Here is a 25,577-nt window from a genome sequence, read left to right on the forward strand (position 1 = left end):
CCGCGCCCGTGAGGGCGCGGGCACGGGAGAGGGTTGTGTTACGCGTCGCCCTTGGCGCGCGTGCTGCCATCGATGCCGTCTTCGCCTGCTGCGCGCTGGCCGAACTCCGGCTCACCCATGACGGTGCCGCTGTCCTGGTTGAGCTCGGCGACGGGAGCCTCGTCGGCCTCGGCGACGGTCGGCTCGACGACGCGGGCGATCGTCTGGCGGTGGATGTTTACCACGGTGCCCGGTGCGATCTCGAGCGCAACCTTGTTCTCGGCCTCGTCGATCGACACGATGGTGCCGTACATGCCGAAGTTGGTCATGACCTCGGCGCCGGCGACCATCTTGGACTGGAGGGCCTCGAGGTCCGCCTTGCGCTTGCGCCCGTTGCGGAACATGAAGAACACGAGGACCGCCAGGACGGCGAGCATGAGGATGGTGGTGATGTCTGGCATGAAACTTTTGTACCTTCCGATTGCGGTACGACGACCGCTACAGGTGAGTGCGGATCGCGGCGGACCAACTTGAATTATAGGGGATCGAGGTTCAGGCCGGCCTGAGGGCTGCTGAGACCGAAGTGTTGCCACGCCGCGGGTGTTGCCACCCGCCCCCTCGGGGTGCGCGTGAGGAAGCCTATCCGCACCAGGAAGGGCTCGACGACCGCTTCGACGGTTTCGGACTCCTCGCCGACGGAAACCGCCAGCGTATTCAGGCCAACCGGGCCTCCCCCAAAACGAGTCAGGATGATCCGCATGACTTCACGGTCGAGCCGATCCAGGCCGATCGGGTCGACGTCGTACAGCTCAAGCGCCGCATGGACGGCGGCCAGGTCGGCCTCTCCCCCGTGCACGAGTGCGTAGTCGCGCACGCGCCGGAGGAGCCGGTTCGCGATGCGCGGCGTTCCCCGGCAACGGCCCGCGATCTCGGCGAGGGCGTCGCGGCCGATCGGCAGTTCGAGCAGTTTCGCCGCCCGGCCGAGCACCTGTTCCAGCTCGGCCTCGGAGTAGAACTCGAGGTGGGCGGTGAAGCCGAATCGGTCCCGGAGGGGGTTGGGCAGCAGTCCGGAGCGGGTGGTCGCCCCGACGAGCGTGAAGGGCGCCAGTTCCAGCGGCACGGAGGTCGCCCCCGCGCCCTTGCCCACCATGATGTCGATGCGGAAGTCTTCCATCGCCAGGTAGAGCATCTCTTCGGCCGAGCGCGCCATCCGGTGGATTTCGTCGATGAAGAGCACTTCGCCGGGCACGAGCGAGGAGAGCACCGCCGCGAGGTCGCCGGCGTGCTGGATGGCGGGCCCGCTGGACATGCGCAGCGGACGGTTGCCCTCGAAGGCCACGATCATGGCCAGCGTGGTCTTGCCGAGCCCCGGCGGGCCGGCCAGCAGGATGTGGTCGGGGGTGCGGCTCTGCATCGTCGCCGCGGTGAGCAGGAGCTGCAGCTGGCCGCGCACCTTCTGCTGACCGACGAACTCGGCCATGCTGCGGGGTCGGAGCGCGCCTTCGAACGCGAGCTCGGCCTCCCCTTCAAGCACCGGGTTCGTCACTTCGACGCCCGGATCGTTGGCCAGTCCCTGGCCGGTCATGACCGGCGCTCCGACGACTGGTGAGCGGGGCTCTGGTGTGCGGGGCCCAGCCGGGCCAGGGCCAGGCGCAGCACGGTCGCGACGCCGGGCTCCGTGCCGGATGCCTCGGCCAGCGTTTCATCGACGGCCTGCGCCGCCACTCGTTCCGACCAGCCCAGGCCGATCAGGGCGGCCTGCACGTTCGCGGCGACCGTGGCGGAACCGGCCGGACGCGGGTTCGCGGGCGCCCCGCTGGTCACCTGCACCTTGCCGGCCAGCGACAGGACGATCAGCTTGGCGGTCTTGGGTCCGATGCCGCTGACCTTGCGGAACGCCGCGTCGTCCTCGGCCTGGACGGCCAGGGCGATCTGGTTCGGGGTGAGCACCGCGAGCACGCCGAGGGCGGACTTCGGGCCGACACCGGTGACGCCGACGAGCAGCTCGAACACCGCAAGCTCCGGTGCGGTCGGGAAGCCGTAGAGGGTGAGGGAGTCTTCGCGCACGACCAGCGTCGTCGCGAGCCGGGCCTCGGCGCCGACGCGCACGGACAGCGCGGTCGTCGGGGTGACCTGCAGGGCGAGGCCGACTCCGCCGACCTCGATCACGACGGTCGAGCCCAGGGCGGACAGGACGGGGCCACGTACGGAGGAGATCACCGCTTAAGACTACGCGGCGGCACCGACGCTGCCGCGCTACGCTCCGCGGCGAGCCATGCCTTCTGGGCTGGAGTCTGGGCGGGGGTCTGGGCGCCCGGGGCGAGCGAAGCGGGCGTGGGCAGCGTTCCGCCGGAGGCCCCGGTGCGCCAGGCGTGGCAGATGGCCAGGGCGAGCGCGTCGGCGGCATCGGCCGGCTTGGGGATCTCGGCGAGTCCGAGGATGCGCGCGACCATCGTGCCGACCTGTTTCTTGTCGGCCGAGCCGTACCCGGTGATGGCCGCCTTGACCTCGCTCGGCGTGTGCAGCGACACCGGCAGGCCCCGCCGGGCGGCGAGCATCAGGGCGACGCCGCTGATCTGCGCGGTGCCCATGACCGTGCTCACGTTGTGCTGGGCGAACACGCGCTCGATGGCCACGAACGCGGGCTGGTGACGGTCGAGCATGTCTTCGATGCCGTCGCTGATCAGCAGCAGCCGGCGCTCGAGGGCCAGGCCGGGGTCGCTCCGCAGCACGGTGACGTCGACGAGGGTCGCCGAGCGGTTGCCGGAGACGTCGACGACGCCCACGCCGCAGCGAGTGAGGCCAGGGTCGATCCCGAGCACCCTGACCGGCATCGCGGCGTTACGCTGACTCGGCCTGGAGCTCCGCCTGCACCTCGGCCGACAGGTCGTAGTTGCTGTAGATGTTCTGCACGTCGTCGAGTTCCTCGAGGGCGTCGATGAGGTGGAAGACCTTGCGGGCGGTCTCGGCATCCACCTCCACCTTGAGCGACGGCACGAACGCGATGTCGGCGGAGTCGTAATCGATGCCCGCGTCCTGCAGCGCGGTGCGGGTGGCGACGAGGTCGTGGGCCTCGCTGAAGACCTCGAACTTGTCGCCGTCGTCGACCACCTCTTCTGCGCCGGCGTCGAGAACGGCGAGGAGAACGTCATCCTCGGTGAGGCCGTCGCTCTTGGGAACGACGACGATGCCCTTGCGGTGGAAGTTGTAGGCGACGCTGCCCGGGTCGGCCATGTTGCCGCCGTTGCGGGTGACCGTGGTGCGCACTTCGGCTGCCGCACGGTTCTTGTTGTCGGTGAGGCACTCGATCATGATGGCCACTCCGTGGGCGGCGTAGCCCTCGTACATGATCGTCGTGTAGTCGACGGCGTCGCCGGTCAGGCCGGCGCCGCGCTTGACGGCGCGGTCGATGTTGTCGTTCGGAACGGAGGTCTTCTTGGCCTTCTGGATGGCGTCGACCAGGGTCGGGTTGCCGGAGAGGTCTGCGCCGCCCATGCGGGCCGCGACCTCGATGTTCTTGATCAGCTTCGCGAAGGCCTTGGCGCGCCGCGAATCGGTGATCGCCTTCTGGTGCTTCGTTGTCGCCCATTTGGAATGCCCGGACATACATCTCCCGTTTGTTTCACTCGTGTGCAGCGCTGGCCTGTTGCAGTGCTGGTGTGTTGCAGCGCTGGTGCGGCGATCTGGCGCCGCCATGCGTGGTCGTCGCACCCGCCGGGTGCCCGCCCATTCTAACCCGGGGCACCCCGAACGGGCCGGAAGCCCCGGCCAACACGGCTCAGGCGATGAGCTTGTGCAGGGTGCGCAGGTTCCTGGTCGTTGTGCTCGAGCGGTATCTCGTCTTGCCGCTGAGTTTGCTGAACGGGCTTTTCACGCCGACCGCCCGCCGGACCTCCCAGTAGAGCACCCCGTCGCCGGCGGTGACCCGCTCGTCGCCCGGGTCGAGTCCGTCGGCACCGGCCAGGAGCTCGGCCAGGGCCGAGGGATCAGACGAGAAACGACATACGGATGCCAGCCCTCGCGATTCGGGTCGAAGGGGTAAGCGTCGACGATCCGGCCGAGGGTCTCGACGCCCTGCAGCACGATCCAGGCCTCGTAGTCGTAGGCCTCGGACAGGGCGGCTTGGATCCGCGCCTTGAGCGCCGAAGCGTCGCTCTCCCCCGGCCCGGCCTCGAAGAGCACGTTCCCACTGGCCAGGACGGTCTCCACGCCGGCGAAGCCGAGGCCGCGGAACAGGTCCCGGAGCGACGACATGGTGATCGTGATGCCGTTCACGTTGATGCCCCGCAACAGGGCGACGTATGCGGTCATGACGCTGCGCCGGTCACGACGCTGCGCCGGTCACGACGCTGCGCCGCGGAACTTCGCGTCGGACACCATCCGGAGGAAGTGCTCGTGGAACCGGTGCTCCCCCGTGATTTCGGGGTGGAACGAGGTGCCGAGCAGGTTGCCCTGCTGCACGGCGACGCAGCGGCCGTCCGCGAGCCTGGCCAGCGCGGTCGCGCGGGGCCCGACCACCTCCACCACCGGGGCGCGGATGAACACGGCGTGCACCGGAGGCGCGCCGAGCACCGGCACGTCCAGCTCCGTCTCGAAAGACTCCGCCTGCGAGCCGAACGCGTTGCGGCGCACCGAGATGTCGAGTCCGCCGATGCTCTGCTGGCCGGCGATGCCGTCGAGCACGGTGTCGGCCAGCATGATCAGCCCGGCGCAGGTGCCGTAGACCGGCAGGCCGGCGTGCACGGCGTCCCGGAGCGGCTCGGCCAGGCCGAACGCGCGGGAGAGCTTGTCCATGACGCTGGACTCGCCGCCCGGGATCACCAGGCCGCTGACGCGGGCCAGTTCCTCCGGGCGACGAACGAGTTCCACTTCCGCGCCGAGCGCTGCGAGGACCGCGGCGTGCTCACGAAAGTCGCCCTGCAGGGCGAGAACTCCAACGGTCATCTTGGGTGCTGTTACCAGCCGCGCTCGGACAGGCGGTGCGGCGCGGCCAGGTCGGACACGTTGATGCCGACCATGGCCTCGCCCAGCCCGCGGGACACGGCAGCGACGACGCTCGGGTCGTCGTAGAACGTGACGGCCTTGACGATCGCGTTGGCGCGGGCCTGCGGGTTGCCCGACTTGAAGATGCCGGAGCCGACGAAGACGCCGTCGGCGCCGAGCTGCATCATCATGGCGGCGTCGGCGGGCGTGGACACGCCACCGGCGACGAACAAGACGACGGGGAGCTTGCCGGTCGCGGCGATCTCGGCGACCAGTTCGTAGGGCGCCTGCAGTTCCTTGGCGGCGACGTACAGTTCGTCCTTGCTCAAAGCGGACAGGCGGGCGATCTCGCCCCTGATCGTGCGGATGTGCTTGGTGGCCTCCGAGACGTCGCCGGTGCCGGCCTCGCCCTTGGACCGGATCATGGCCGCGCCCTCGGTGATGCGGCGAAGCGCTTCACCCAGGTTGGTCGCGCCACAGACGAACGGCGTCTGGAAGTTCCACTTGTCGATGTGGTTGACGTAGTCGGCCGGGCTCAGCACCTCGGACTCGTCGATGTAGTCGACCTTGAGGGCCTCCAGCACCTGCGCCTCGACGAAGTGGCCGATCCGGGCCTTCGCCATGACCGGGATGGACACCTCGGCGATGATGCTGTCGATCAGGTCGGGGTCGCTCATCCGGGCGACACCACCCTGGGAACGGATGTCGGCGGGCACGCGCTCGAGGGCCATGACGGCAACCGCGCCGGCGTCCTCTGCGATTCGTGCCTGCTCTGCGGTGACGACGTCCATGATGACGCCGCCCTTCAGCATCTCGGCGAGTCCGCGCTTGACGCGGCTCGAGCCAAACTGCTCGGCGGAAGTGGTCTCAGTCATTTCTTGATTCTATTCCTTGCGTGGTGGGGCACTGGCGCAGCGGACCGCTGCCTGGACGGGGAGAAAGGATGGAGGAAACAGCTAGTCGCCGGCCGGCCAGCCGGCGGCCACCTCGCGGCGCACGTCGCCAAGCAGGCGGGGAATCGCCTTCGTGCCGGCGATGATCGGGAAGAAATTCGAGTCGAGGGCCCAGCGCGGCACGATGTGCTGGTGGAGGTGCTCCGCGATGCCGGCGCCGGCGATCCGTCCCTGGTTCATCCCGATGTTGAAGCCGTCGCAGTGCGAAACGTTTTTGAGCACGCGCATGGCAACCTGGGTCAGGCTGCCGATCTCGGCGATCTCTTCCGGGGTGGCCTCGTCATAGGTCGCCACGTGGCGGTACGGGCAGACGAGCAGGTGGCCGCTGTTGTAGGGGAACAGGTTGAGCAGCACGTAGGCGTGCGTGCCGCGGGCGACGATGAGCGCCTTCTCGTCGTCCATGCTGGGCGCCAGGCAGAACGGGCACTCGTCGATATGCGGCTGCTGGCCCTCCTGGATGTAGACCAGGCGATGCGGCGTCCAGAGTCGTTGGAAGGCGTCGGGCACGGCCGCGAAGTCGGAGGAGTGCTCGACCCCTGTGTTTTCGTCACCGATCTCGGCCATGTCAGATCTGCCCCTGGCCGGTCACCTGTGCCCGAGAGCGGATGGATTCCACGATGCGGCTGACGGCGTCATCCACCGGCACGCCGTTCTCCTGCGTGCCGTCGCGGAAGCGGAAGCTGACCGAGCGATTGGAGCGGTCTTCCTCGCCGACGATGAGCTGGAACGGCACCTTCGCCTTGGTGTGCGTGCGAATCTTCTTCTGCATCCGGTCGTCGGAGTTGTCCACCTCGGCGCGCACGCCGGCCGCCTTCAGCCGGGCGATGATCTCGTCCAGGTACGGGCCGTACTGCTCGGCGACCGGGATGCCGACGACCTGCACCGGGGACAGCCAGACCGGGAACGCCCCGGCGTAGTGCTCGGTGAGCACGGCGAAGAAGCGTTCGATCGACCCGAACAGGGCGCGGTGGATCATGACCGGCCGCTGGCGAGTGCCGTCGGAGGCCGTGTATTCGAGGTCGAAGCGCTCCGGCAGGTTGAAGTCCAGCTGGATCGTGGACATCTGCCAGGTGCGGCCGATCGCGTCTCGAGCCTGCACCGAGATCTTCGGGCCGTAGAACGCGGCTCCACCCGGGTCGGAGACGAGTTCGAGACCGGATGCCTCGGCGACCTCGGCGAGGGTCTGAGTCGCCTCGTCCCAGGCCTCGTCGCTGCCGACGAACTTCTTCGGGTCCTTGGTGGAGAGCTCGAGGTAGTAGTCCTCGAGTCCGTAGTCGGCGAGCAGTTGCAGCACGAAGTTGAGCGTGCTGGTCAGCTCCTCCTTCATGTTCTCGCGGGTCGTGTAAATGTGCGCGTCGTCCTGCGTCATGCCGCGCACCCGGGTGAGGCCGTGCACCACGCCCGACTTCTCGTAGCGGTAGACCGAGCCGAACTCGAACAGGCGCATCGGCAGGTCACGGTAGCTGCGGCCGCTCGAGCGGAAGATCAGGTTGTGGAACGGGCAGTTCATCGGCTTGAGGTAGTAGTCGACGCCCTGGCGGGTGACGTGGCCGTCGGCGTCGCGCTCCTCGTCGAGGTGCATCGGCGGGAACATCCCGTCGGCGTACCAGTCGAGGTGGCCGGACGTCTCGAACAGGTTCGACTTGGTGATGTGCGGCGAGTAGACGAAGTCGTAGCCGGCCTCGGTGTGGCGCTTGCGGGAGTAGTTCTCCATCTCCTGGCGGATGATGCCGCCCCTGGGGTGGAAGACGGGCAGGCCGGAGCCGATCTCCTCTGGAAAGCTGAACAGGTCCAGCTCGGCGCCGAGCTTGCGGTGGTCGCGCTTGGCGGCCTCTTCCTGGCGGGCCTGGTACGCGCGGAGTTCGTCCTTGCTGGGCCAGGCGGTGCCGTAGATGCGCTGCAGCTGCGGATTCTTCTCCGAGCCGCGCCAGTACGCCGCGGCCAGGCGGGTGAGCGAGTAGCCGTTGCCGATCATGCGGGTGTTGGGCAGGTGCGGGCCGCGGCAGAGGTCCTTCCAGACCGTCTCCCCCGTCTTCGGGTCGACATTGTCGTAGATGGTGAGCTCGGCGCCGCCGACCTCGACCGACTCGTTGTCGCCGCCCTGGGCCGCGGCACCCTTGATCCCGATCAACTCGAGCTTGTACGGCTCGTCCGCGAGTTCGGCGCGAGCCTCGTCGTCGGTGACGACGCGACGCACGAAGCGCTGCCCGGAGCGGATGATCCGGTCCATGGCCTTCTCGAGCGCCTTGACGTCTTCGGGGGTGAAGGGCTCCGCCACGTCGAAGTCGTAGTAGAAACCGTCGGTGACGGGCGGACCGATGCCGAGCTTCGCCTCCGGGTTGATCGTCTGCACCGCCTGCGCGAGCACGTGTGCCGCCGAGTGGCGGAGGATGTTCAGTCCGTCGGTCGAATCGATGGTGACGGCTTCGACGGCATCCGTCGGCGTCACCGTCGTCGCCAGGTCCCTGAGCTCGCCGTTGACGCGCATTGCGACAACGGACCGGTCGGTGAATAGCTCAAAGCCGTCAACCACGTGTATGACTCCCTAGTTTTGCGAACCCTTCAACTTTAGTGGCGCGCGGGGAGTCTGGCGGCGTCCGCTGCGACCGGGCCTAACTTGCCAGGTCGAGGGGTGCGATCAGCCCGGCTCCCGGACGCTTCCGCAGAAGGTGGCGCACGAGTTCGGGCGAGGCGGCCAGCACCTTGACGCCGCCGGGCCGTCCGGCCGTGACGGAGTCGAAGGCGATCGAAATCGCCTCGAGCCTCATGCCGGTGTCGAGCAACCTGGACAAGCCCGCGGCGGTCCTTCGGTTGAGGTATCCGACGGGGCGGCCTGCGGCGGCATGCACGGCGATGGCGTTGCCGTCGTGGGCGTTGTCGGGTTCGCGGACGAGTGACACCGGGGATCCGGGCTGCAGCAGGCCTTCGCGCACCGCGGTCTTGCGTGCGTCCACTCCGCTGAGGTCGACGGTCCAGATCCCCATCCGCCGGAGGTGATGGTTGCCGACGGCAACGAGCTTTCCGGTGGTGGGTTCGGTCAGCCGCAATTCGCCGGTGTGCATCTGCAGGTACAGAGTCGGCAAACCATCGCCGTCCGTGACGAGGAGTTCCTCCCAGTCTTCACTCGGCAGGTAGTGCGAAACGCCGGGCGTGCCCACCGGGGCGACGCGGTCATCCGGGGGCGCGGCCGCGGGTTCGATGCTCCGGTTCGGCGCCGATGTTGCCGTGGGCGCGCTCCTGGACCGTTTCGGAAGGGACAGTTTCGGAAGTCGGAACATACCGGTGGCACGACGAGCGGCATCGAGCAAGTAGTCCATCTGTGAACCTCCTCCTCGAGAATGGCGCAGGGCCCGATCGGGGCGGTATCCCCAGTACGGTTGACACGGATTCCGTCGATCCTGGCCCGTGAGGGGTCGCAAATCGACCTTCCCCGGCCAAACGAAGGTCGATTTGCGACCCCTCACGCGTGGCGCATTTCGCAGAATCCCTATCGCTCGTGGGGTGCGCTGGACTACGTTGTGCGAATGATTACTCAGACCTGCCCCGAATGCGGTTCCGGCGATGTCACCTTCGGAGCGTTGTCACATCGGGAATTCGGGTCGATGCAGTGGACGGATGCCTGCACAAACGACTCGTGCGACTGGGAACACACCGGCATCGAGGTGTAGCGGCATCGAAGTTTAGCGTCGTCGAGGTTTAGCGACCCGGACCAGCTGGCAACAAAAAAACCCCCGAGTTATCGGGGGTTTTGCTGTGGGCGATACTGGGATCGAACCAGTGACCTCTTCCGTGTCAGGGAAGCGCGCTACCGCTGCGCCAATCGCCCATTTCTCTGGAATATCTTCCACAGAATGGAGGTGGATACGGGATTCGAACCCGTGTATACGGCTTTGCAGGCCGCTGCCTCGCCTCTCGGCCAATCCACCCTGGGTTCACCACCAAAGAGAATCGGCCTTTCGGCCGATTCAATTCGAGCGGATGACGAGATTCGAACTCGCGACCCTCACCTTGGCAAGGTGATGCGCTACCACTGCGCCACATCCGCAACTTGTCGGCATTTCTGCTGACTTGAAGACTCTAGCCGATACTTCGGCCGAGGTCCAAACCGAGCAAACGCGGCGTGTTGCGCCCGTCTCGATGTGGTCCGGCCGCCCCGTCTGGTCTAGTATCGTGAGTCGCGGTTGAACTTGTTTCACCGCACAGTTGGGCGATTGGCGCAGTTGGTAGCGCGCTTCCTTCACACGGAAGAGGTCATCGGTTCGAGTCCGGTATCGCCCACCGAATAAGCCCCGGCCCACCGGGGCTTTTTTGCTGCCCCGAGCCGCCCCGGGACTGGCGGATCCGGACCGATTCGGCGCAACCGTCAACTAGCCTGAGAGTCTTGCGGAGAACCGCGCGTTGGAGAACCGGGCGCTGCGGAGAACCGCGCAGACGCTTGAGGAGCGATGACGATGAACTCAGCAGCCGGAAGCAGCACCCCACTCGAAGAGCTCTATATGGACCTGCATCAGAACCCGGAACTCTCGTTCTCCGAGCACCGGACTTCGGCACTCATCGCCGAACGCCTGCTCGCGCTCGGACTCGATGTGACGACCGGGATCGGCGGCACCGGAGTGGTCGGTGTGCTGACGACCGGTGAGGGTCCCGTCGTCATGCTGCGGGCCGACATGGACGCCTTGCCGGTGAAGGAAGACACCGGGTTGCCGTACGCGAGCACCGCGCGCGGCATCGACGGCAACGGCACTGACGTGCCCGTCATGCATGCCTGCGGGCACGATATCCACATGGCCGCCCTCCTGGGGGCGCTCGAGCAGCTGGTCGCCACGCGAAGCCAGTGGTCCGGAACCCTCATCGCCCTCTTCCAGCCGGCAGAGGAGAACGGGGGCGGCGCCCAGGTCATGGTCGACGACGGCCTGTACACGAAGATTCCCCTGCCGGATGTCGTTCTCGGCCAGCACGTCTTCCCCTTCCCCGCGGGGAAGCTCGGCGCTCACCCCGGCCCGGCGATGGCCGCCGTGGACAGTCTCAACGTCAGGATGTTCGGCCGAGGGGGCCACGGCTCGGAGCCCGAGACCACCATTGACCCTGTGGTCATGGCCGCTGCGACGGTCATGCGCCTGCAGGGGGTCGTGGCCCGCGAGGTGGGCGCGCAGGAGGTGGCAGTTGTCTCGATCGGCAGCCTCCATGTCGGCGCCACGAGCAACATCATCTCGGACGAGGCTCGACTGGGGATCAGCATCCGGAGTTTCGATGAGGGCGTGCGGGCCCGGGTGATTGACGCCGTCGAACGAATCGTCACGGCCGAAGCGATGGCATCCGGCGCCACGACGCCGCCTGAATTCAGCTACGCCGAGCGGTATCCGGTCACGGTGAATGATCCCGTCGCCTCCGAACGCACGATGGCGGCGTTCCGGGCGGCCTTCGGCGAGGCACGCATGTTCGATCCGGGGGCGCTCACCGGCAGCGAAGACGTGGGGAACCTGGCATCGGCTGCCGGCGCTCCCCTTGTCTATTGGATGCTCGGCGGGTCCGATCCCGAGGAATTCGCGGCGGCTGAGTCGGCGGGGACCATTCGCAGTGACATCCCGACCAACCATTCGCCGCACTACGCGCCTGTGATGCAACCGACGCTCGCGACCGGCGTTGAGGCGCTCGTCGTCGCGGCACGGGAATGGCTGGGCGACTCGGCCCGGTGACCGTGCGCGGGAGCACGCGCCACGGACCTGATTGACCTGACCTGGTTCCGCGCACGTGATTCACGCCCGGGTCTGCCCTGCCGGCACTGGTGCACCCCCGCGCTCGGGACGATGATGTCCGCATGCCCCGCGCACCTGGGCGGGGCTCCACTTGGGAGGTGCAGGGCCGTGGTCGTGTTTTCAGACAGGGTGGCTGCCGGCAGGCAGCTGGCGGCACGACTGGAATACCTGCGCGGCGAGGATGTGGTCGTACTGGGCCTCCCCCGCGGCGGCGTTCCCGTGGCGTTCGAAGTCGCCGAGGCCCTGAACGCCCCCCTGGACGTCATTGTCGTGCGCAAACTCGGCGTCCCGTTCCAGCCCGAGCTCGCCATGGGGGCCATCGGCGAGGGCGGAGCCCGGGTTCTCAACGACCGCGTGCTGCGGCAGATCCCGGTCACCGAACAGGAAATGCGCGCGGTGGAGGAACGCGAACGGGCGCTGCTGAGCAGCCGCGTGGCGAGTTTTCGCGGCACACGCGAGCGCATCCCCCTGACCGGTCGCACCGCGGTCATCGTCGACGACGGCATTGCGACGGGGGCCACGGCGCGGGTCGCCTGCGAAGTCGCACGCCACCTCGGCGCCGCGAAGGTCGTCCTGGCGGTGCCGGTGGCGCCGGCGGACACCATCCGCACGTTCCCCGAGGCCGACGAAATCGTGTGCGTTTCGACGCCGGAATTCTTCGGCGCGGTTGGCGCCTTCTATCGCGACTTCTCGGCCACCAGCGACGATGAGGTCGTCTCCCTGCTCGAGGCCGCAGACCAGCGGATGCGCCACACCCGGACCGACGCGCCCGACTTCGACGGCGACGTGCAGATCCCGCTTGGCGCCTTCGCCCTGGAGGGCCACCTCCACCTTCCCGAGCCCGCGACGGGCGTGGTGCTGTTCGCCCACGGCAGCGGCAGCAGCCGACACAGTCCCCGAAACCGGTTCGTCGCCGAGGTGCTGCAGCAGGCCGGCCTGGGCACGCTGTTGCTCGACCTGCTCACGCCCGACGAGGAGTTGGACCGGGCGAACGTGTTCGACATCGAACTGCTCGCACACCGGCTCGCCGCGGCGACACGGTGGCTGAAGAGCCGGCCGGATGCCGCGGCGTGCTCGATCGGCTACTTCGGGGCGAGCACGGGCGCCGGCGCCGCCCTCTGGGCCGCGGCCAACGAGGACGCCGAGATCTCGGCGGTCGTCTCCCGCGGCGGAAGGCCCGACCTCGCCGCGCCTCGGCTGGCCCAGGTGCAGGCTCCCACCCTGCTGATCGTCGGGAGCTTCGATCACACGGTCCTCGAACTCAACCGCTGGGCCCAGGCCCAGCTCACCTGCCCGAACGAACTGGAGGTCGTCGAGGGCGCCACCCACCTGTTCGAAGAGCCCGGCACCCTCAGCCAGGCTGCCGCCCTCGCCCGCGACTGGTTCGTGAGGCATCTCCTGCCCGGCGACGAGCCGACATGACGCTCGGCGCGCATCCGGGCGATTCCGATGCGGCCCGGGAGATTCGGTCCCTGGCCCGCCCGCTCGCCGGAACCGACGACCTCGACCCGCTGGTCGAGCGGATCGGTGGCGCGCGCTTCGCCGCCATCGGCGAGGCCTCGCACGGCACCCACGAGTACTACCGGTGGCGATGCCGCCTGGCCCGGCGGCTGATCGAGGAGCACGGTTTCACCTGGATCGGTGTCGAAGGCGACTGGCCCGACTGCTGGCGGATCAACCGCTGGGTGCGCGGAGAGGACGACCGGGACCAGGACTCGGACGGGCTGCTGTCCCGCTTCGAGCGCTGGCCGACCTGGCTGTGGGCCAATCAGGACGTCGCCGAATTCCTCACCTGGCTGCGCGGGTGGAACGCCACCAGGCCTCCCGCGGAGGCCGTCGGGTTCTACGGGCTCGACGTGTACTCGCTCTGGGACTCGCTGAGCGAGATCATCTCGTGGCTGGAGGTGCACGAACCCGACGCGGTGCACACCGCCCGGCTGGCCTGGCGCTGTTTCATGCCCTACCGGCACAACCCGCACAACTACGCCTGGAGCACCCGCCTGGTGCCCGAGTCGTGCGAGCCCGACGTCGTCGCCCTCCTCGCCGAGGTGCGGCAGCGCACCCGGCACGGCGACGAGGACGCCTTCGCCGCGGCGCAGAACGCCGAGGTCGCCGCCAACGCCGAGCGCTATTACCGGGTCATGATTCGCGGTGACCGTGAATCGTGGAACGTCCGGGACATCCACATGGCGGACACCATCGACCGGCTGGCCGAGCACCACGGCCCGCGATCGAAGGGCATGATCTGGGAGCACAACACGCACGTCGGCGATGCCCGGGCCACCGACATGGCCCGCGACGGCCTCGTCAACGTCGGCCAGCTCCTGCGCGAACGCCACGCCGACGAGGGGGTGGCGCTGGTGGGCTTCGCCTCGCACCGGGGCTCGGTGCTCGCAGCCGGCGCGTGGGGCTCGCCGGAACAGGTGCTGACGGTTCCGGATGCCCGCCCGTCCAGCCACGAGGGCCTCCTGCACAACGTGCTCGGCACGGATGCCCTGCTCGTGTTTCCCGACGACCGCGCCGGCCCCTGGCTCGGCGCGTGGCTGCCCCACCGGGCCATCGGCGTCGTCTACCAGCCCGGCCGCGAGGCCGGAAACTACGTGCCGACCCGGATGGGCGGCCGCTACGACGCGCTGATCTGGCTCGAGGAGACCACCGCGCTGGTTCCCCTGCACCATGAACCGCGCCCGGAAGAGCCCGAGTACGAAACGGAACCCACCGGATTCTAGGAGGCACGGGATGCTGATCGCCCTCGTCGGGGATGTCATGCTCGGGCGACTGGTCAATGACGCCCTGGCAGACGCCGAGTTCACCGGCGTCGGGCCCGCGTACCCCTGGGGCTCCACCCTTCCCCTGCTCGCAAGTGCGGACATCCGGGTCGGCAATCTCGAGTTCGTGCTGTCCGACGGCGGCACCGCCTGGCCCGCGAAGGTCTTTCGCTTCCGTTCGGATACCCGGAACGTGGACAGCCTCCGGGCGGCCGGCTTCACCGTCGTCTCGCTGGCCAACAACCACGTGCTCGACTACGGCGCTGAGGCCCTGCGCGAGATGCTCGGCACGCTGGACGCGCACGGGATCCTGCACTCGGGCGCCGGGGTCGACCTCGAGGACGCCCGCCGGCCGGCCATCTGCCATGCGGACGCACTCAGCGTTGGCTTCCTGGCCGTCACCGACAACGAGCCGGGATGGGAGGCCGAGGCGGCGGCACCGGGCGTTCACTACGTGCCGATCGATGTCGACGACGCCCGGGCCCGGGAGCTGCTGGACCTCGTGCGGCACACCTGCAGCCGGGTCGACCTGCTCATCGTCTCCGCCCACTGGGGCGGGAACTGGGGCTTCGACGTGCCCGGCGATCACCGCACGTTCGCGCATGCACTGATCGACGCCGGCGCGGGCGTCGTGTACGGGCATTCGCCGCACATCGTTCGCGGCGTGGAGGCCTACCGGGACCGGCCGATCATCTACAGCGCCGGCGACTTCATCGATGACTATGCCGTCGACGAGTTCGCGCGGAACGACCAGTCCTTCGTCTTCCTGCTGGAGACCGACGCCGGCATCCCCCGGGAGATGCGCCTGTACCCCACGATCATCATCGACTTCCAGGCCCGCCTCGCCCGGGGCAGTGCGCGGGCGATCGCCCAGCGGATGCAGACGCTGTGCGGTGAACTCGGAACGCATGCAGCCTGGTCGGATGCCCGAACCTGCCTCGTGATCCCGCTCGGCGGCACGGCCTGACCCGGCCGGGGACCGGCCGGGCCGTGGCCGGATCCCGGGTCAGGACAGGATGTCCTTGGTCACGAACCGGCCGTAGGCGAGGGCACCGAAGACCGCCGCGTAGCCGGCCTGCAGCAGGGCGTTGTCGCCGAACGAGGTCCAGGCGATCGGCTGGCGCAGCAGGTCGGCGAAGTCGAGCCAGTAGTGGCTGAACAACCAGGGGTGCAGCCACTCGAGCTGGGGCAGGGCGCCGAGCACCTGGGCCACGACCGACAGCACGATTGTGGCGGCCATGGCGCCCACCGGCACGACGGTCAGGGTGGAGATGAACAGCCCGATGGCCGACAGTCCGAGCAGGGACACCGTGACGTAACCGGCCACCAGGAGCGATCTCAGGATGCTCTCGCCCACACTGATCGTGTCGCCGGAAAGCAGGGTGACGGGCCCGACCGGGAAGAGCGCGGCGCCGATGGCCGCCCCGGAGGCGACGACCGTCAGGGTGGCGGCGAGGCAGAAGGCGGCCGCCCCCGCGAACTTGACCAGGAGGAGCCGCACGCGTCCGGCGGGCACCACGAGCAGGTACCGCAGGGTGCCGAGGTTCGCCTCGCCGGCGATGGTGTCGCCGGCGACGACCCCGACGGTCAACGGCAGGAACAGCGGGATGCAGACCACGAGCGCGGTGATGCCCACGAAGAGCCCGTTCTGGGTGACCCGGTCGAGGAACGGCGGCCCTCTCCCCGGCTCCGGCGGCGACGATGACAACCGCACCGCCACGGCGATCAGCACCGGGACTGCCGCCAGCGCGAGCAGCATCGCCCAGGTCCGCCGGCGTCGGAACAACACGGCCAGCTCGGAGGCGAACAGCGCCCAGCCGACGGTCGGACGGGCGCGACGGGTGCCCCCACTCACATCACTCGGCCCGCTCACCACACTGGGTCCCTCACTGGGCAATGTCGAACCCCTCCCCCGTCAGCGCGACGAAACGGTCCTCGAGGCTGGCCCGGTCGACGGTGAACGCCCGCACCCGCACGTCGCCGGCGACCAGGGCGGCGACGATCGCCTCGGGCGCGATGCTCCCGGGGAGCAGGGGCGCGCCGACCAGGCCATCGTCGTCGTTGCCGTCGCCGCCGGCCCGCCCGGGCGGTTCCGTCTGCTCCGACGAGAGCCCGAGCGCGGCGAGCACGCGGAGCGCGCCGGCAATGTCGGGGGTGCGCACCTGCACGTGGGCCTCGCCCGCACGTCGCAGCTCGTCGAGGGTTCCCTGGGCGACCAGGCTGCCGACGCTCATCACCGCGACGTGGGTGCACATCTGTTCCACCTCCGCGAGCAGGTGGCTGGACACGAACACGGTCGTTCCCTCGGCCGCGAGCGACCGCACCAGGTTCCGCACCTCGCGTGTGCCCTGCGGGTCGAGTCCGTTGGTCGGCTCGTCCAGCACCAGCAGTTCGCGCGGCATCAGGAGCGCGTTGGCCAGCCCGAGCCGCTGCTTCATCCCGAGCGAATACGCGCCCACCTTCTTACCGGCCGCGTGGCCGAGGCCGACCCGGTCGAGCGCACGATGAACGCGTGCTCGCCGGGTGGCCGAGGGGGCGTACCGGTCGGCCGAGTCGAGGCGGTGCAGGTTCGCCGCGCCGGAGAGGAACGGGTAGAAGCCGGGGCCTTCGACCAGCGCGCCCACGCGCGGCAGAACGTCCTTCAGCCGCCGGGGCATTTCCTGGCCGAGCACGCTGACCTGCCCGCTCGTGGCCGCGGCCAGGCCGAGGGCCACCCGGATCGTGGTGGTCTTGCCCGAGCCGTTCGGTCCGAGGAATCCGAATACGGATCCGCGGGGCACGGCCAGGTCGATGCTGTTGACGGCCGTCTGGTGGCCGAACCGCTTGGTCAGCCCCCGGGTCTCGATCGCCAGTTCGGCAGCGGGGTGCCCGCCCTCACCCACCCGCGGCCGCGGCCTGCAGCCGCGAGGCCGGAACGGACCCGGCGAACACGCGCCCGTCGTCCGTGATCAGCACGTTCACCAGCGACGTGGACAGCAGCCGGCCTCCGTCGACGGCCTCCGTGGCCTGGTCGTATAACGGCGAAGCGGTCAGTTCCGCGGGCACGGATCCGGCGGGCAGTTCCACGACGCTCTCCCAGCCGGTGCCGCTGACGGTGCCGGTGCCGGGGAAGTCGCCGTGCTCGGTGTCCTTCGGCCCGTGTCCTGCCGATGGGGGCTCCGGCAGGGCCTGCTCCTTCACGTCGGCTCCGGCCGGGGGCTCGAAGTCGAAGAGGGCGGCATCCGGCTTCGCCAGCGACAGGGCGGTGAACGCGAGTTCGAACGCGGGCTCGGTCTCGCCGCGCGCCTGGACCTCGACGCGGAGCGGCAGCCCGGTTTCGGAGTCGACCGCGATCGACACGGAGCCGACCAGGGTGTCGTTTCCGCGCGGGGTGAGGACGAGGTCGTAGGCGGCGCGTCCGGCCACCTCGGTGTCGGCGTCGACGCTCACCGCGGTGCTCGGGTCGAGTTCCGCGAGCAGCTTGTCGGCCAGCTGGGCAGGCGTCTGCTGGCTGCCGGGCGCCGGGGAGGGCCGGGACCCGGCGTCGGCCGGGAGGGTCAGGTGGGTGGCCTCGTTGTCCTTGGAGTCGTAGAGCCACACGTCGGTGCCATTGACGATGAGGTCGCGTTCGGCGAGCCGGTCCATCAGCTGCACGCGGGCCTGGCCGGGGCCGTCGAGGTAGACCCTCGCCGTGTGGGTGCCGGTGAGCAGCTCAAGGGCGGAGGCGGCATCGTCGCCCGCTGCCGATCCGCCCATCGAGAGGTCCGGGAGCCCCAGCCGGGAGGTCTGCTCGAGTGTTCCCGAGAGCGCGTCGACGGTGCTGTCGCCGATCATCGCCAGCACCTCCTGCGGCGTCTTGTCCGGCAGGTTGACGGCCGCGCCAGCCTGCAGCGGAACGGCCAGTGCGCCTGCGGCGATGACGGCGGATGCCGCGGCGGCCGGTACCCAGCGGAGCCACACTCGAGTCATGACACTCCCCCTCCTGGAAGCTGTTGGTGACTCCAGATTACGCTTCGAGCGGGCGGTTGGCACGGCTTCCCAGCCCGCTCACAGCGGTCGTGTTACTTGCGCAGCCCGATGCTGACGTAGTAGACCTGCCCGTCGTCCAGCCTGACGCCGATGCCGTAGTAATTGCCGCCGGCGGGTGTTTTCCAGTTGTAGATGTACTGGGTGCCGTCGGCGCGGAAGCTCATTCCACTGTCGGCCGTGATGGCGTAGACGGTCTCGTCGATCGGCATGCTCATCACCGCGCCCTTGACCGGCATGAGCCAGGCCGGTGCCGTGCTCGAGAGCACCGGAGTTCCGTCGGCCTTCTTCAGCTGGAACTTCACCGGGATGGTGCTGCCGCCCTTGAACACGCTGGTCGTGAGACCGACCTGGTGCGCGGTGTCGTTGATCGGCTGCAGGAATCCGTCGAAGCGGTAGATCACCTGGTAGCTGCCGGTCGTCGTGACGGTGTTTCCGGCGGCGTCGGTGGCGGTGGCGGTCCAGATGAACGTTCCGACGCCGTTCGGGCGTCCGCCCGCAACGGTCACCGTGCAGGTTCCGGCCAGGCCGGACACGTCGTCGGTGGCCGTGCAGGTCGCGGCCGGGGCCGCACCGAGCAGGTAGAATCCGCCGGCCACGCTGACGTTGGTGATGGTCGGTGCGGCGGAGTCGATCCTGATGCCTGACAGCGTCGCTTCCGCCGTGTTGCCCGCGTTGTCGGCCACGTCACGGGTGACCGTGTTGGTGCCGTTGTCGGTGAGCGTCACGTCAGCCGGGCAGACGGCGATCCCGGAGAGGGCATCGGCGCAGGTGAACCGCACCGTGACCGGCCCGGTGTACCAGCCGTTCGTGCCCTGGCTGCCGCGGACGATCGCGGCAGCGATGGTCGGCGCCGTCTTGTCCAGTTTCACCGTGGCCGAATCCCTGCCGATGTTCCCGGCGGTGTCCGTGGCCTGGCCCTGGATGGTGAGCCCGGTCACGAGAGTCTCGGTGCCGACGGTCACGGGGGCGGTCACAGACCCTGTCACGAGGCCGGAGCCGGCGTCGTCGTCCCGGGCCGAGAACGTGACCGTGACGTCGCTCTTGTTCCAGTCGTTGCCGTTCGGCAGCGGCGAGAGCAGATGGGAAACCGTCGGGGCGATGTTGTCCCATTTGAGGGCGACTCCGCTCGATGCTTCGCGGTTGCCGGCGTTGTCGACGGCGAAGTAGCTCACGGTGCCCGTGCCGCTTCCTGCCAGCGGCACACTGAGCGTCACGCTCGCGCCGGGCGCGACCTGCGGGTCGCCGCCGTCGACCGTGTAGTGGATCTCCCGGACCCCGGACAGCCCGGCCTGGTCGGCCGCACTGAGCACGACGGTCGCGTATTCGCCGGTGCAGTACTCGTTAATCTTGCTGCACTGGTTGTCGGCCGTGGTGCTCGGGGCCGCGCCATCGACGTTGATGCCGCCGACGGTCAGGACGGCACTCTCGTTGCCCGCGTTATCGGTGGCCGGGTCGCTGGTGACGCTCTGGTTCGCGCCGTTGCCGCTGACTACCCGGCTCGTCGGGCACAGGGCCATCCCGGACAGGGTGTCCGTGCAGGCGTAGCCAACAGTGACCTGGCCCTGGTACCAGCCGGCGGCATTGGGCTGGGTGGTCGCCCGGCCCTCGAGCACCGGTGCGGTGCGGTCGATCCGGATGCCCGTCACCATCGCGTGCTTCTCGTTCCCGGCGCGGTCGGCCACGTCCGCCGATGAGCTGAGGTCCGCTCCCTCGCCGGTAATCAGGCTGTCCGCAGCCTGGTGGGCGATCCCGGACAGGCCGTCGACGCCGGTCCAGCCGATCGTGACATCGCCGCGGTACCAGCCGGCGGCGTTCGGGCCGGTCGTGGGGGTGCCGGAGAGGGTAGGCGCGGTCTTGTCGACGCTGATCGGACCGACCGTGGCCGAGTTCGTATTGCCGGCGACATCGGCCGTCGTGCCGGACACCAGCTGGCCGGCTCCCTCGTTGGCGACGGTGCTGTTCGGTCCGCAACCGGCGAGGCCGGAGTCGGCGTCGGCGCAGGTGAACGTCACGTCCACGGAGGTGTTGTTCCAGCCGAAGCCGTTGGCGCCCGGGCTGGCCGCGCCGGCGATCGTCGGCTTCACGGCGTCCACGTCCACGGACAGCTCCCTCTTCGCCTCGACGTTGCCGGCCTGGTCGAGGCTCCAGTAGGTGATCGTGTGGCTGCCGCTGGCCAGGTCGGTCAGCAGGGGCTGGCCGTAGGTGACGGCGGGGCCATCGTCGATCGTGAAGTAGGTTCCGGCGACGCCGGACCCGGAGTCAGTCGCCGAGAGTTCGACGGGAACGGCGCCGGTCAGGAACCAGCCGGACGCGGGGGCATCCGGGTTGATCACTGTGGTGACGGGAGCGACGCGGTCCACCTGGAAGGTGAGCGTGTTCACGCTCTCGACGTTGCCGGCGAGGTCGGTGCTCCAGAACGTCACGGTGTGCGTGCCCTGGCTGCCGACGGAGAGCGGGGCGGTGTACTCCGCCGCGTCCTGGCCGTCGAGGCTGTAGAAGGTCGTGTCGAGTCCGGATACCGTGTCCGTCCCCGACAGGGTCACCGACGCGAGGCCGGTGTACCAGCCGTTGTTGTGGGTGCCCGACACGCTCGCGCTGGTGGACGGAACCTCCTGGTCGATGCGGATGCCGCCTACGGTGTCGTCGGCCGTGTTGCCCGCCATGTCGGTTGCCGTGCCGTCGACGGTGTTGGTCCCGTTGTCGGTGACCGTCACGTCGTCGGGGCAGGAAGCGACGCCGGAAAGGGCGTCGGAGCAGTCGAAGTGCACCGACACCGGGCCCAGGTACCAGCCGTTGGCACCGGCGGTCCCGGAGGCGATCCCGCCGATGATGCGCGGCGCCGTCTTGTCGAGCCGGACCGTGACAGCGTCGGTGCCGACGTTGCCGGCGGTGTCCTCCGCGGAGCCGGAGACGAGGAGCCCCGCCAGCGGGGTCTCGGCGTCGACGGTCACCGGGGCCGTCACGCTCGCCACGCCGGATCCGGGATCGTCGTCGGTGGCCTCGAAGGTCACCGTGACGTCGCTCCTGTTCCAGGCGCTTGGGTTGGGCACGGGCGAAAGGGTGTGGGAAACCGTCGGGGCGATGTTGTCCCATTTGAGGTCGACGGTGTTCGCGGCTTCGGCGTTGCCGGCGTTGTCGACGGCCCAGTAGCTCACGGTGCCCGACCCGCTGCCGTTGAGGGGAACGGTGACGGATGCCGTCGATCCGGAGGCCACCTGGGCGGCGGCGCCGCCGATCGAGTAGTGGATTTCCCGGACGCCGGAGAGCCCGGGCTGGTCGTCAGCGCTGAGCACGACCGTGGCCGTCTGGCCCTTGCACCAGCCGTTCACCGCGGAGCACTGGTTGTCGGCGGTGGTGCTCGGGGCAATGCCGTCGATGTTGATGTCGCCGACGGTCAGCCCGGGGTTGTCGTTGCCGGCCTGGTCGGTGGCCGGGCCGCTGGTGGCGCTCTGGTGGGGGCCGTTGCCGCTGACCAGTTCGCTGGTGGGGCAGACCGCAACCCCGGACAAGAGGTCGCTGCAGCTGAAGTCGACGGTGACCTGGCCCCGGTACCAGCCGGCAGCATTGGGCTCGGTGGTCGCCTGTCCCTCGATGACCGGCGCGGTGCGGTCGATCTTCACGCCGCTCACCGTTGCGGACGCCTCGTTCCCGGCACGGTCGGACACGATCGCGGAGGCGCCGAGGTCGGCGCCCTCGCCGGTGATGACGCTGTCGGCCGCCTGGTCCTCGATGCCGGACAGCAGGTCGGCGCCGGTCCAGTCGATGGTCACGTCGCCCCGGTACCAGCCGGCCCCGTTGGCGGTGGTCGTGGCCGCACCGGAGAGGGTCGGCGGGGTCTTGTCGATGCGGATCGGGCCGACCGTGGCCGAGTTGGTGTTCCCGGCGATGTCCGCCGTGACTCCCGCGGCCAGCTGCTCCGCGCCCTCGGCGCCGAGGGAGACGTCGGGGCCGCAGGCGACGTCCGGGTCGATGCCGGAGACGGCATCCGTGCAGCTGAACGTCACGTCCACCGCGGTGTTGTTCCAGCCGAAGCCGTTGGCGGCCGGGGAGGCCTCGCCGGTGATCGTCGGGCGGACCGTGTCGACCCAGACTGTCGTCGACCGTGCAGTCTCGGCGTTGCCCGCCAGGTCGACACTCCAGTACGTGATGCTGTGCGAACCGACGGCCAGCTGGGTCTCGAACGGCTGGCCGTAGGTGAGGGTGGGGCCGTCATCGATCGAATAATAGGTGGCGGCGATGCCTGATTCGACGTCGGTCGCGTCGAAGGCGACCGGAATGCCGCTCGTCACGAACCATCCGCTGGCCGGTGAGATCGGATTGATCACCGTGGTGATCGGGGGTGCACCGTCGATTTTCACCGTGATTTCGTTGCCGATCCTGGCCTCGAGGTTACCGGCCACATCGATGCTCCAGAAGGCGATGCTGTGCGTGCCGCGCGTTGTGAACAGGAACGAGCCGACGTAGGCCTGCGCGTCACCGCCATCAACGCTGTAGTAGGTGACGTCGATCCCGGACAGGGCGTCCTGGGCGCTCAGGGTGACGGTGACGTCGTCCGCGTACCAGCCGCTGGCCAGCGGCGCGGGGACGCTCGCGCCGGTCGTCGGGGCGGTGCGGTCGATGGTGATCCCGCTGACGGTCTTCGTGGCCGTGTTGCCGGCCACATCGGTGCAGGAGCGGGTGGAGCCAAGGTCGTTCCCTTCGCCGTCCACCACGTCGTCCGTGGGCGGCGTCGCGACCCCGGAGAGCGCGTCGGTGCAGGTCCAGTCGACGGCCACATCAGCGGTGTGCCAGCCGGCCGGGAAGGAGGCCGTGAGAACGGGCGCGGTCTTGTCGACGTTGATGCCGGTGAGCTCGGCGCTCGCGCTGTTGCCCGCGGCGTCGGTGGCCGTGCCGGAGGCCGACTGGTTCTCCCCCTCGCCCAGGACCGTGGCCGCGGGCGAACTCGCGATTCCGGAGAGGGCGTCTGCGGCTTCGAAGGACACCGTGACGTCGTCGCGGTACCAGGCCGCGCCGTTCGGTGCGCGGTCGGCGCCGGCGGTGACCGTCGGCGGCGTCTTGTCGATGCTGACGACGGCGGTGTTTCCGGCGGAGTTGCCGGCGTTGTCGGTGGCGGTTCCGACAACCTGCTGCGACGCCCCCTCGATGCGCAGCGTGGCCGGTGCGGTGCAGCCGGCGATGCCGGATCCCGAGTCGGTGCAGAGGAAGGTCACGGTGACGTCCGCGTTCGTCCAGGCGCCGTCGCTGTAGCCGACCGGCGCGAAGGTGTGGCCGATGGTGGGTGCGGTTTTGTCGATCTTGACGTGCGCGGTGCGCGTCTCCTCGACGTTCCCGGCGAGGTCGGTGCTGTGGAAGGTCACGATGTGGTCGCCCTCGGCGGCGAGCGTGAAGCCGGTACCGCTTTGCGCCGGGCCGCCATCGACGGCATACGAGGTGGATGCGACGCCGGAGAGGTTGTCACCCGGGGAGAAGGACACGGTGACGTTTCCGTTGGTCCAGATGTTCGAGGTTCCGCTGATGCCGGTCGTCGGCGGCGTCCGGTCGATCCTGACGGCCGGGCTCGTGGCGTTGCGCGTGTTGCCGGCCAGGTCGCCCACGCTGGCGCCGACGGTGAGTCCCGTTCCCTCGCCCGAGATCGTGCCGGACGCGGGGGCGGCGCCGGCGATGCCGGACAGCGCGTCGGTAGCGGTCCAGTCGATGGAGACGTCTCCGCGGTACCAGCCGGCGACGTTGGGCTGGGTGGTTGGGGCGCCCGTCAGGGACGGCGCCGTCTTGTCGATGTTGATGCCGGTCACGCCCGAGGTGTTGGTGTTGTCGGCGTTGTCGACGGCGGTCCCGGGGACGGACTGGTTCGCGCCCTCGGCGGAGAGGACGACGGACCCGCCGCCGGTGCAGGACTTTATTCCGGAAAGTGTGTCAGCGCAGGTGAATCCGACGGTGACGTTGGTGTTGTTCCAGCCGGCACCGTTGGCCGCCGGGCTGCGGTTGGCGTCGATGGATGGCTGGGTCTTGTCGAGCTTGACGGTGACGGATCCGTTCCCGGCGTTGCCCAGCCGGTCGGCTGCGGTGGCTGTCTTGACGGTGCCGGTGACTGCCGTGTTCGCGTTGACGGAGTCCGTCGAGGGCGTGGGTGCCGATGACATGCCGGAGCCGGCGTCGCTCGCGGACCAGGTGATTCCGACGTTCGCCTTGTTCCAGCCGGCCGCATTGGGTGCCGGGGCAAGGGTACCGGTGACGGTCGGACCGGTGTTGTCGAGTGTGTACGAGCCCTGGGCCGAACTCGACGGGCCGGTGCATTTGCCTTGCGCGTTGACGTTTGGTGAGGCGGCGGCGGTCACCGTTTGGCTTCCGTTTCCCGCACCGGCGGTCGTGGTGAACGTCCAGCTTGTCTTCCCTGTCGCCGACACGTCGCCGGCGGCGAACGCGCCGACGACCTCGACGCATTTCGTGTCGCTGCTCGTGGTGACGGTCAGTGTCAGCGCGCCGCCCTGCCTGGCGTAGAGGACTCCCCCGACCGACACCGTCCCGGTGCTGCCCGAGAAGACAGCACTGTTCGCGGTCGACGCGAACGCTGGCGGGGCGCCCAGCAGCCCGAGCACCAGCGCGAGCGTGGCGATGACGGCGAGCCGGGCACGAGTGCGGCCCCCGGAGAAAAAGCGTGCACGAATGGGGCTGCCGCCTGAAACCTGCATGGGGTCCTCCGGGTATGGCAGGCTTCGGGTCCCTGCCAAGGCCCACAGTCTCTTGGCGGAGTTGTCACCCGGTCAAGGGGGGTCAAACCCCCCATGGAGGGGGTGCCCGCGTCCCCCTTAGGGGGTAGACATCATGCCGGGGTGTGAGATTTGCTCATGCGGCTTCGACGTCGACTGCGACGACCCTCCGGGACCCTCCTGGGCCCAACTGCCCCCTCTGCTCCTCGCTGGCCGGGCCGCCGGGCGCGTCGACTTTACGTCGGAGTTCGGCGCTGATGGCGGTGCCGATTATGGTCTCCGATTCGGTCACGTAGGTGTGGCCGGTCGGGGTGGTCCAGGTGAGGGTGCCGGTGCCGTCCTGGGCCTGGCTGACTTTCCAGCCGGCCTCGTGTTTGAGGGCGTGGCTGGCGGGGCAGAGGTGGGCGAGGTTGTTGTGGTCGG

At 69.2% G+C, this 25,577-nt stretch carries 20 protein-coding genes, 4 tRNA genes and 1 pseudogene; 6 read left to right on the top strand and 19 right to left on the bottom strand.

The window, feature by feature from the left end:
* Positions 1-38 precede the first annotated feature (38 nt).
* From yajC to E3T54_RS17055, 11 genes are all read right to left on the bottom strand, one after another.
* A complete protein-coding gene (gene yajC / locus E3T54_RS07235) occupies positions 39-440 on the bottom strand; it encodes a preprotein translocase subunit YajC (RefSeq protein ID WP_134475135.1) in 402 nt (133 codons plus the stop codon).
* Between the two features lie 74 nt (positions 441-514).
* Positions 515-1,564, bottom strand: a complete 1,050-nt coding sequence (ruvB, locus tag E3T54_RS07240; protein WP_134475136.1) for a Holliday junction branch migration DNA helicase RuvB — start codon at positions 1,562-1,564, stop codon at positions 515-517.
* The gene (gene ruvA / locus E3T54_RS07245) at positions 1,561-2,199 is read right to left on the bottom strand and encodes a Holliday junction branch migration protein RuvA (RefSeq protein ID WP_134475137.1); all 639 of its coding nucleotides are present in this window, start codon (positions 2,197-2,199) and stop codon (positions 1,561-1,563) included. The genes ruvB and ruvA overlap by 4 nt, the downstream gene beginning before the upstream one ends.
* Positions 2,196-2,813: a crossover junction endodeoxyribonuclease RuvC gene (gene ruvC, locus E3T54_RS07250; protein WP_134475138.1), complete on the bottom strand. Its 618-nt coding sequence runs from the start codon at positions 2,811-2,813 to the stop codon at positions 2,196-2,198. The genes ruvA and ruvC overlap by 4 nt, the downstream gene beginning before the upstream one ends.
* 7 nt (positions 2,814-2,820) lie before the next feature.
* Positions 2,821-3,585 carry a YebC/PmpR family DNA-binding transcriptional regulator gene (locus E3T54_RS07255; protein WP_134475139.1) on the bottom strand — a complete coding sequence of 255 codons (765 nt, stop codon included), beginning with the start codon at positions 3,583-3,585 and terminating at the stop codon, positions 2,821-2,823.
* Positions 3,586-3,849: 264 nt separating this feature from the next.
* The gene (locus E3T54_RS07260) at positions 3,850-4,290 is read right to left on the bottom strand and encodes a DUF1697 domain-containing protein (RefSeq protein ID WP_198414443.1); all 441 of its coding nucleotides are present in this window, start codon (positions 4,288-4,290) and stop codon (positions 3,850-3,852) included.
* 30 nt (positions 4,291-4,320) lie between these two features.
* On the bottom strand, positions 4,321-4,923 hold the full coding sequence (gene pdxT / locus E3T54_RS07265) for a pyridoxal 5'-phosphate synthase glutaminase subunit PdxT (RefSeq protein ID WP_092322088.1): 603 nt from the start codon (positions 4,921-4,923) through the stop codon (positions 4,321-4,323).
* Positions 4,924-4,934: 11 nt separating this feature from the next.
* Positions 4,935-5,837: a pyridoxal 5'-phosphate synthase lyase subunit PdxS gene (gene pdxS / locus E3T54_RS07270; protein WP_092322089.1), complete on the bottom strand. Its 903-nt coding sequence runs from the start codon at positions 5,835-5,837 to the stop codon at positions 4,935-4,937.
* An 81-nt stretch (positions 5,838-5,918) separates the two neighbouring features.
* Positions 5,919-6,479, bottom strand: a complete 561-nt coding sequence (locus E3T54_RS07275) for an HIT domain-containing protein (RefSeq protein ID WP_092322091.1) — start codon at positions 6,477-6,479, stop codon at positions 5,919-5,921.
* Between the two features lies 1 nt (position 6,480).
* Positions 6,481-8,403 carry a threonine--tRNA ligase gene (gene thrS, locus E3T54_RS07280; RefSeq protein WP_241977104.1) on the bottom strand — a complete coding sequence of 641 codons (1,923 nt, stop codon included), beginning with the start codon at positions 8,401-8,403 and terminating at the stop codon, positions 6,481-6,483.
* A gap of 124 nt (positions 8,404-8,527) precedes the next feature.
* Positions 8,528-9,232 carry an HIRAN domain-containing protein gene (locus E3T54_RS17055; protein ID WP_198414444.1) on the bottom strand — a complete coding sequence of 235 codons (705 nt, stop codon included), beginning with the start codon at positions 9,230-9,232 and terminating at the stop codon, positions 8,528-8,530.
* A 207-nt stretch (positions 9,233-9,439) separates the two neighbouring features.
* Between E3T54_RS17055 and E3T54_RS16745 the strand changes: the two genes are divergently transcribed.
* Positions 9,440-9,583 carry a hypothetical protein gene (locus E3T54_RS16745; protein ID WP_166804855.1) on the top strand — a complete coding sequence of 48 codons (144 nt, stop codon included), beginning with the start codon at positions 9,440-9,442 and terminating at the stop codon, positions 9,581-9,583.
* 86 nt (positions 9,584-9,669) lie between these two features.
* Here E3T54_RS16745 and E3T54_RS07290 read toward each other — a convergent pair.
* The 3 genes from E3T54_RS07290 to E3T54_RS07300 form a co-directional block, all read right to left on the bottom strand.
* Positions 9,670-9,741, bottom strand: a tRNA-Val gene (locus E3T54_RS07290).
* Between the two features lie 26 nt (positions 9,742-9,767).
* Positions 9,768-9,841: transfer RNA gene (locus tag E3T54_RS07295), tRNA-Cys, on the bottom strand.
* A 47-nt stretch (positions 9,842-9,888) separates the two neighbouring features.
* Positions 9,889-9,960 (bottom strand) — tRNA-Gly (locus E3T54_RS07300).
* A gap of 160 nt (positions 9,961-10,120) precedes the next feature.
* Between E3T54_RS07300 and E3T54_RS07305 the strand changes: the two genes are divergently transcribed.
* From E3T54_RS07305 to E3T54_RS07325, 5 genes are all read left to right on the top strand, one after another.
* Positions 10,121-10,193, top strand: a tRNA-Val gene (locus tag E3T54_RS07305).
* Positions 10,194-10,366: 173 nt separating this feature from the next.
* Positions 10,367-11,611, top strand: coding sequence for an amidohydrolase (locus tag E3T54_RS07310; RefSeq protein WP_134475141.1), 1,245 nt, complete (start codon positions 10,367-10,369; stop codon positions 11,609-11,611).
* A 168-nt stretch (positions 11,612-11,779) separates the two neighbouring features.
* Positions 11,780-13,093: a phosphoribosyltransferase gene (locus E3T54_RS07315; RefSeq protein ID WP_194088198.1), complete on the top strand. Its 1,314-nt coding sequence runs from the start codon at positions 11,780-11,782 to the stop codon at positions 13,091-13,093.
* Complete coding sequence (locus E3T54_RS07320) at positions 13,090-14,400, top strand: erythromycin esterase family protein (RefSeq protein ID WP_134475142.1); 1,311 nt, start codon at positions 13,090-13,092, stop codon at positions 14,398-14,400. The genes E3T54_RS07315 and E3T54_RS07320 overlap by 4 nt, the downstream gene beginning before the upstream one ends.
* A 10-nt stretch (positions 14,401-14,410) precedes the next feature.
* Positions 14,411-15,406, top strand: coding sequence for a CapA family protein (locus E3T54_RS07325; protein ID WP_134475143.1), 996 nt, complete (start codon positions 14,411-14,413; stop codon positions 15,404-15,406).
* 39 nt (positions 15,407-15,445) lie between these two features.
* Here the strand turns inward: E3T54_RS07325 and E3T54_RS07330 are convergent, their stop codons facing one another.
* The 5 genes and pseudogenes from E3T54_RS07330 to E3T54_RS16750 all read right to left on the bottom strand — a co-directional run.
* Entirely contained in the window at positions 15,446-16,294 is an 849-nt protein-coding gene (locus tag E3T54_RS07330) for an ABC transporter permease (protein WP_370255107.1), read from the bottom strand.
* Positions 16,295-16,325: 31 nt separating this feature from the next.
* The gene (locus E3T54_RS07335; protein WP_241977103.1) at positions 16,326-17,321 is read right to left on the bottom strand and encodes an ABC transporter ATP-binding protein; all 996 of its coding nucleotides are present in this window, start codon (positions 17,319-17,321) and stop codon (positions 16,326-16,328) included.
* The gene (locus tag E3T54_RS07340; protein WP_134475145.1) at positions 17,314-18,387 is read right to left on the bottom strand and encodes an outer membrane lipoprotein carrier protein LolA; all 1,074 of its coding nucleotides are present in this window, start codon (positions 18,385-18,387) and stop codon (positions 17,314-17,316) included. The genes E3T54_RS07335 and E3T54_RS07340 overlap by 8 nt, the downstream gene beginning before the upstream one ends.
* A gap of 92 nt (positions 18,388-18,479) precedes the next feature.
* Entirely contained in the window at positions 18,480-25,136 is a 6,657-nt protein-coding gene (locus tag E3T54_RS07345; RefSeq protein ID WP_134475146.1) for a PxKF domain-containing protein, read from the bottom strand.
* Positions 25,137-25,290: 154 nt separating this feature from the next.
* Positions 25,291-25,577: pseudogene (locus tag E3T54_RS16750) on the bottom strand (hypothetical protein); the annotation flags it as partial.

This window comes from Cryobacterium sp. Sr8 (assembly GCF_004403225.1).
GTDB lineage: Bacteria > Actinomycetota > Actinomycetes > Actinomycetales > Microbacteriaceae > Cryobacterium > Cryobacterium psychrotolerans.

Coding starts and splice junctions, on each gene's coding strand:
- yajC (WP_134475135.1), bottom strand. CDS start 440: ATGCCAGACATCACCACCATCCTCATGCTCGCCGTCCTGGCGGTCCTC.
- ruvB (WP_134475136.1), bottom strand. CDS start 1,564: ATGACCGGCCAGGGACTGGCCAACGATCCGGGCGTCGAAGTGACGAAC.
- ruvC (WP_134475138.1), bottom strand. CDS start 2,813: ATGCCGGTCAGGGTGCTCGGGATCGACCCTGGCCTCACTCGCTGCGGC.
- E3T54_RS07255 (WP_134475139.1), bottom strand. CDS start 3,585: ATGTCCGGGCATTCCAAATGGGCGACAACGAAGCACCAGAAGGCGATC.
- E3T54_RS07260 (WP_198414443.1), bottom strand. CDS start 4,290: ATGACCGCATACGTCGCCCTGTTGCGGGGCATCAACGTGAACGGCATC.
- pdxT (WP_092322088.1), bottom strand. CDS start 4,923: ATGACCGTTGGAGTTCTCGCCCTGCAGGGCGACTTTCGTGAGCACGCC.
- pdxS (WP_092322089.1), bottom strand. CDS start 5,837: ATGACTGAGACCACTTCCGCCGAGCAGTTTGGCTCGAGCCGCGTCAAG.
- E3T54_RS07275 (WP_092322091.1), bottom strand. CDS start 6,479: ATGGCCGAGATCGGTGACGAAAACACAGGGGTCGAGCACTCCTCCGAC.
- thrS (WP_241977104.1), bottom strand. CDS start 8,403: ATGCGCGTCAACGGCGAGCTCAGGGACCTGGCGACGACGGTGACGCCG.
- E3T54_RS17055 (WP_198414444.1), bottom strand. CDS start 9,232: ATGGACTACTTGCTCGATGCCGCTCGTCGTGCCACCGGTATGTTCCGA.
- E3T54_RS16745 (WP_166804855.1), top strand. CDS start 9,440: ATGATTACTCAGACCTGCCCCGAATGCGGTTCCGGCGATGTCACCTTC.
- E3T54_RS07310 (WP_134475141.1), top strand. CDS start 10,367: ATGAACTCAGCAGCCGGAAGCAGCACCCCACTCGAAGAGCTCTATATG.
- E3T54_RS07320 (WP_134475142.1), top strand. CDS start 13,090: ATGACGCTCGGCGCGCATCCGGGCGATTCCGATGCGGCCCGGGAGATT.
- E3T54_RS07325 (WP_134475143.1), top strand. CDS start 14,411: ATGCTGATCGCCCTCGTCGGGGATGTCATGCTCGGGCGACTGGTCAAT.
- E3T54_RS07340 (WP_134475145.1), bottom strand. CDS start 18,387: ATGACTCGAGTGTGGCTCCGCTGGGTACCGGCCGCCGCGGCATCCGCC.
- E3T54_RS07345 (WP_134475146.1), bottom strand. CDS start 25,136: ATGCAGGTTTCAGGCGGCAGCCCCATTCGTGCACGCTTTTTCTCCGGG.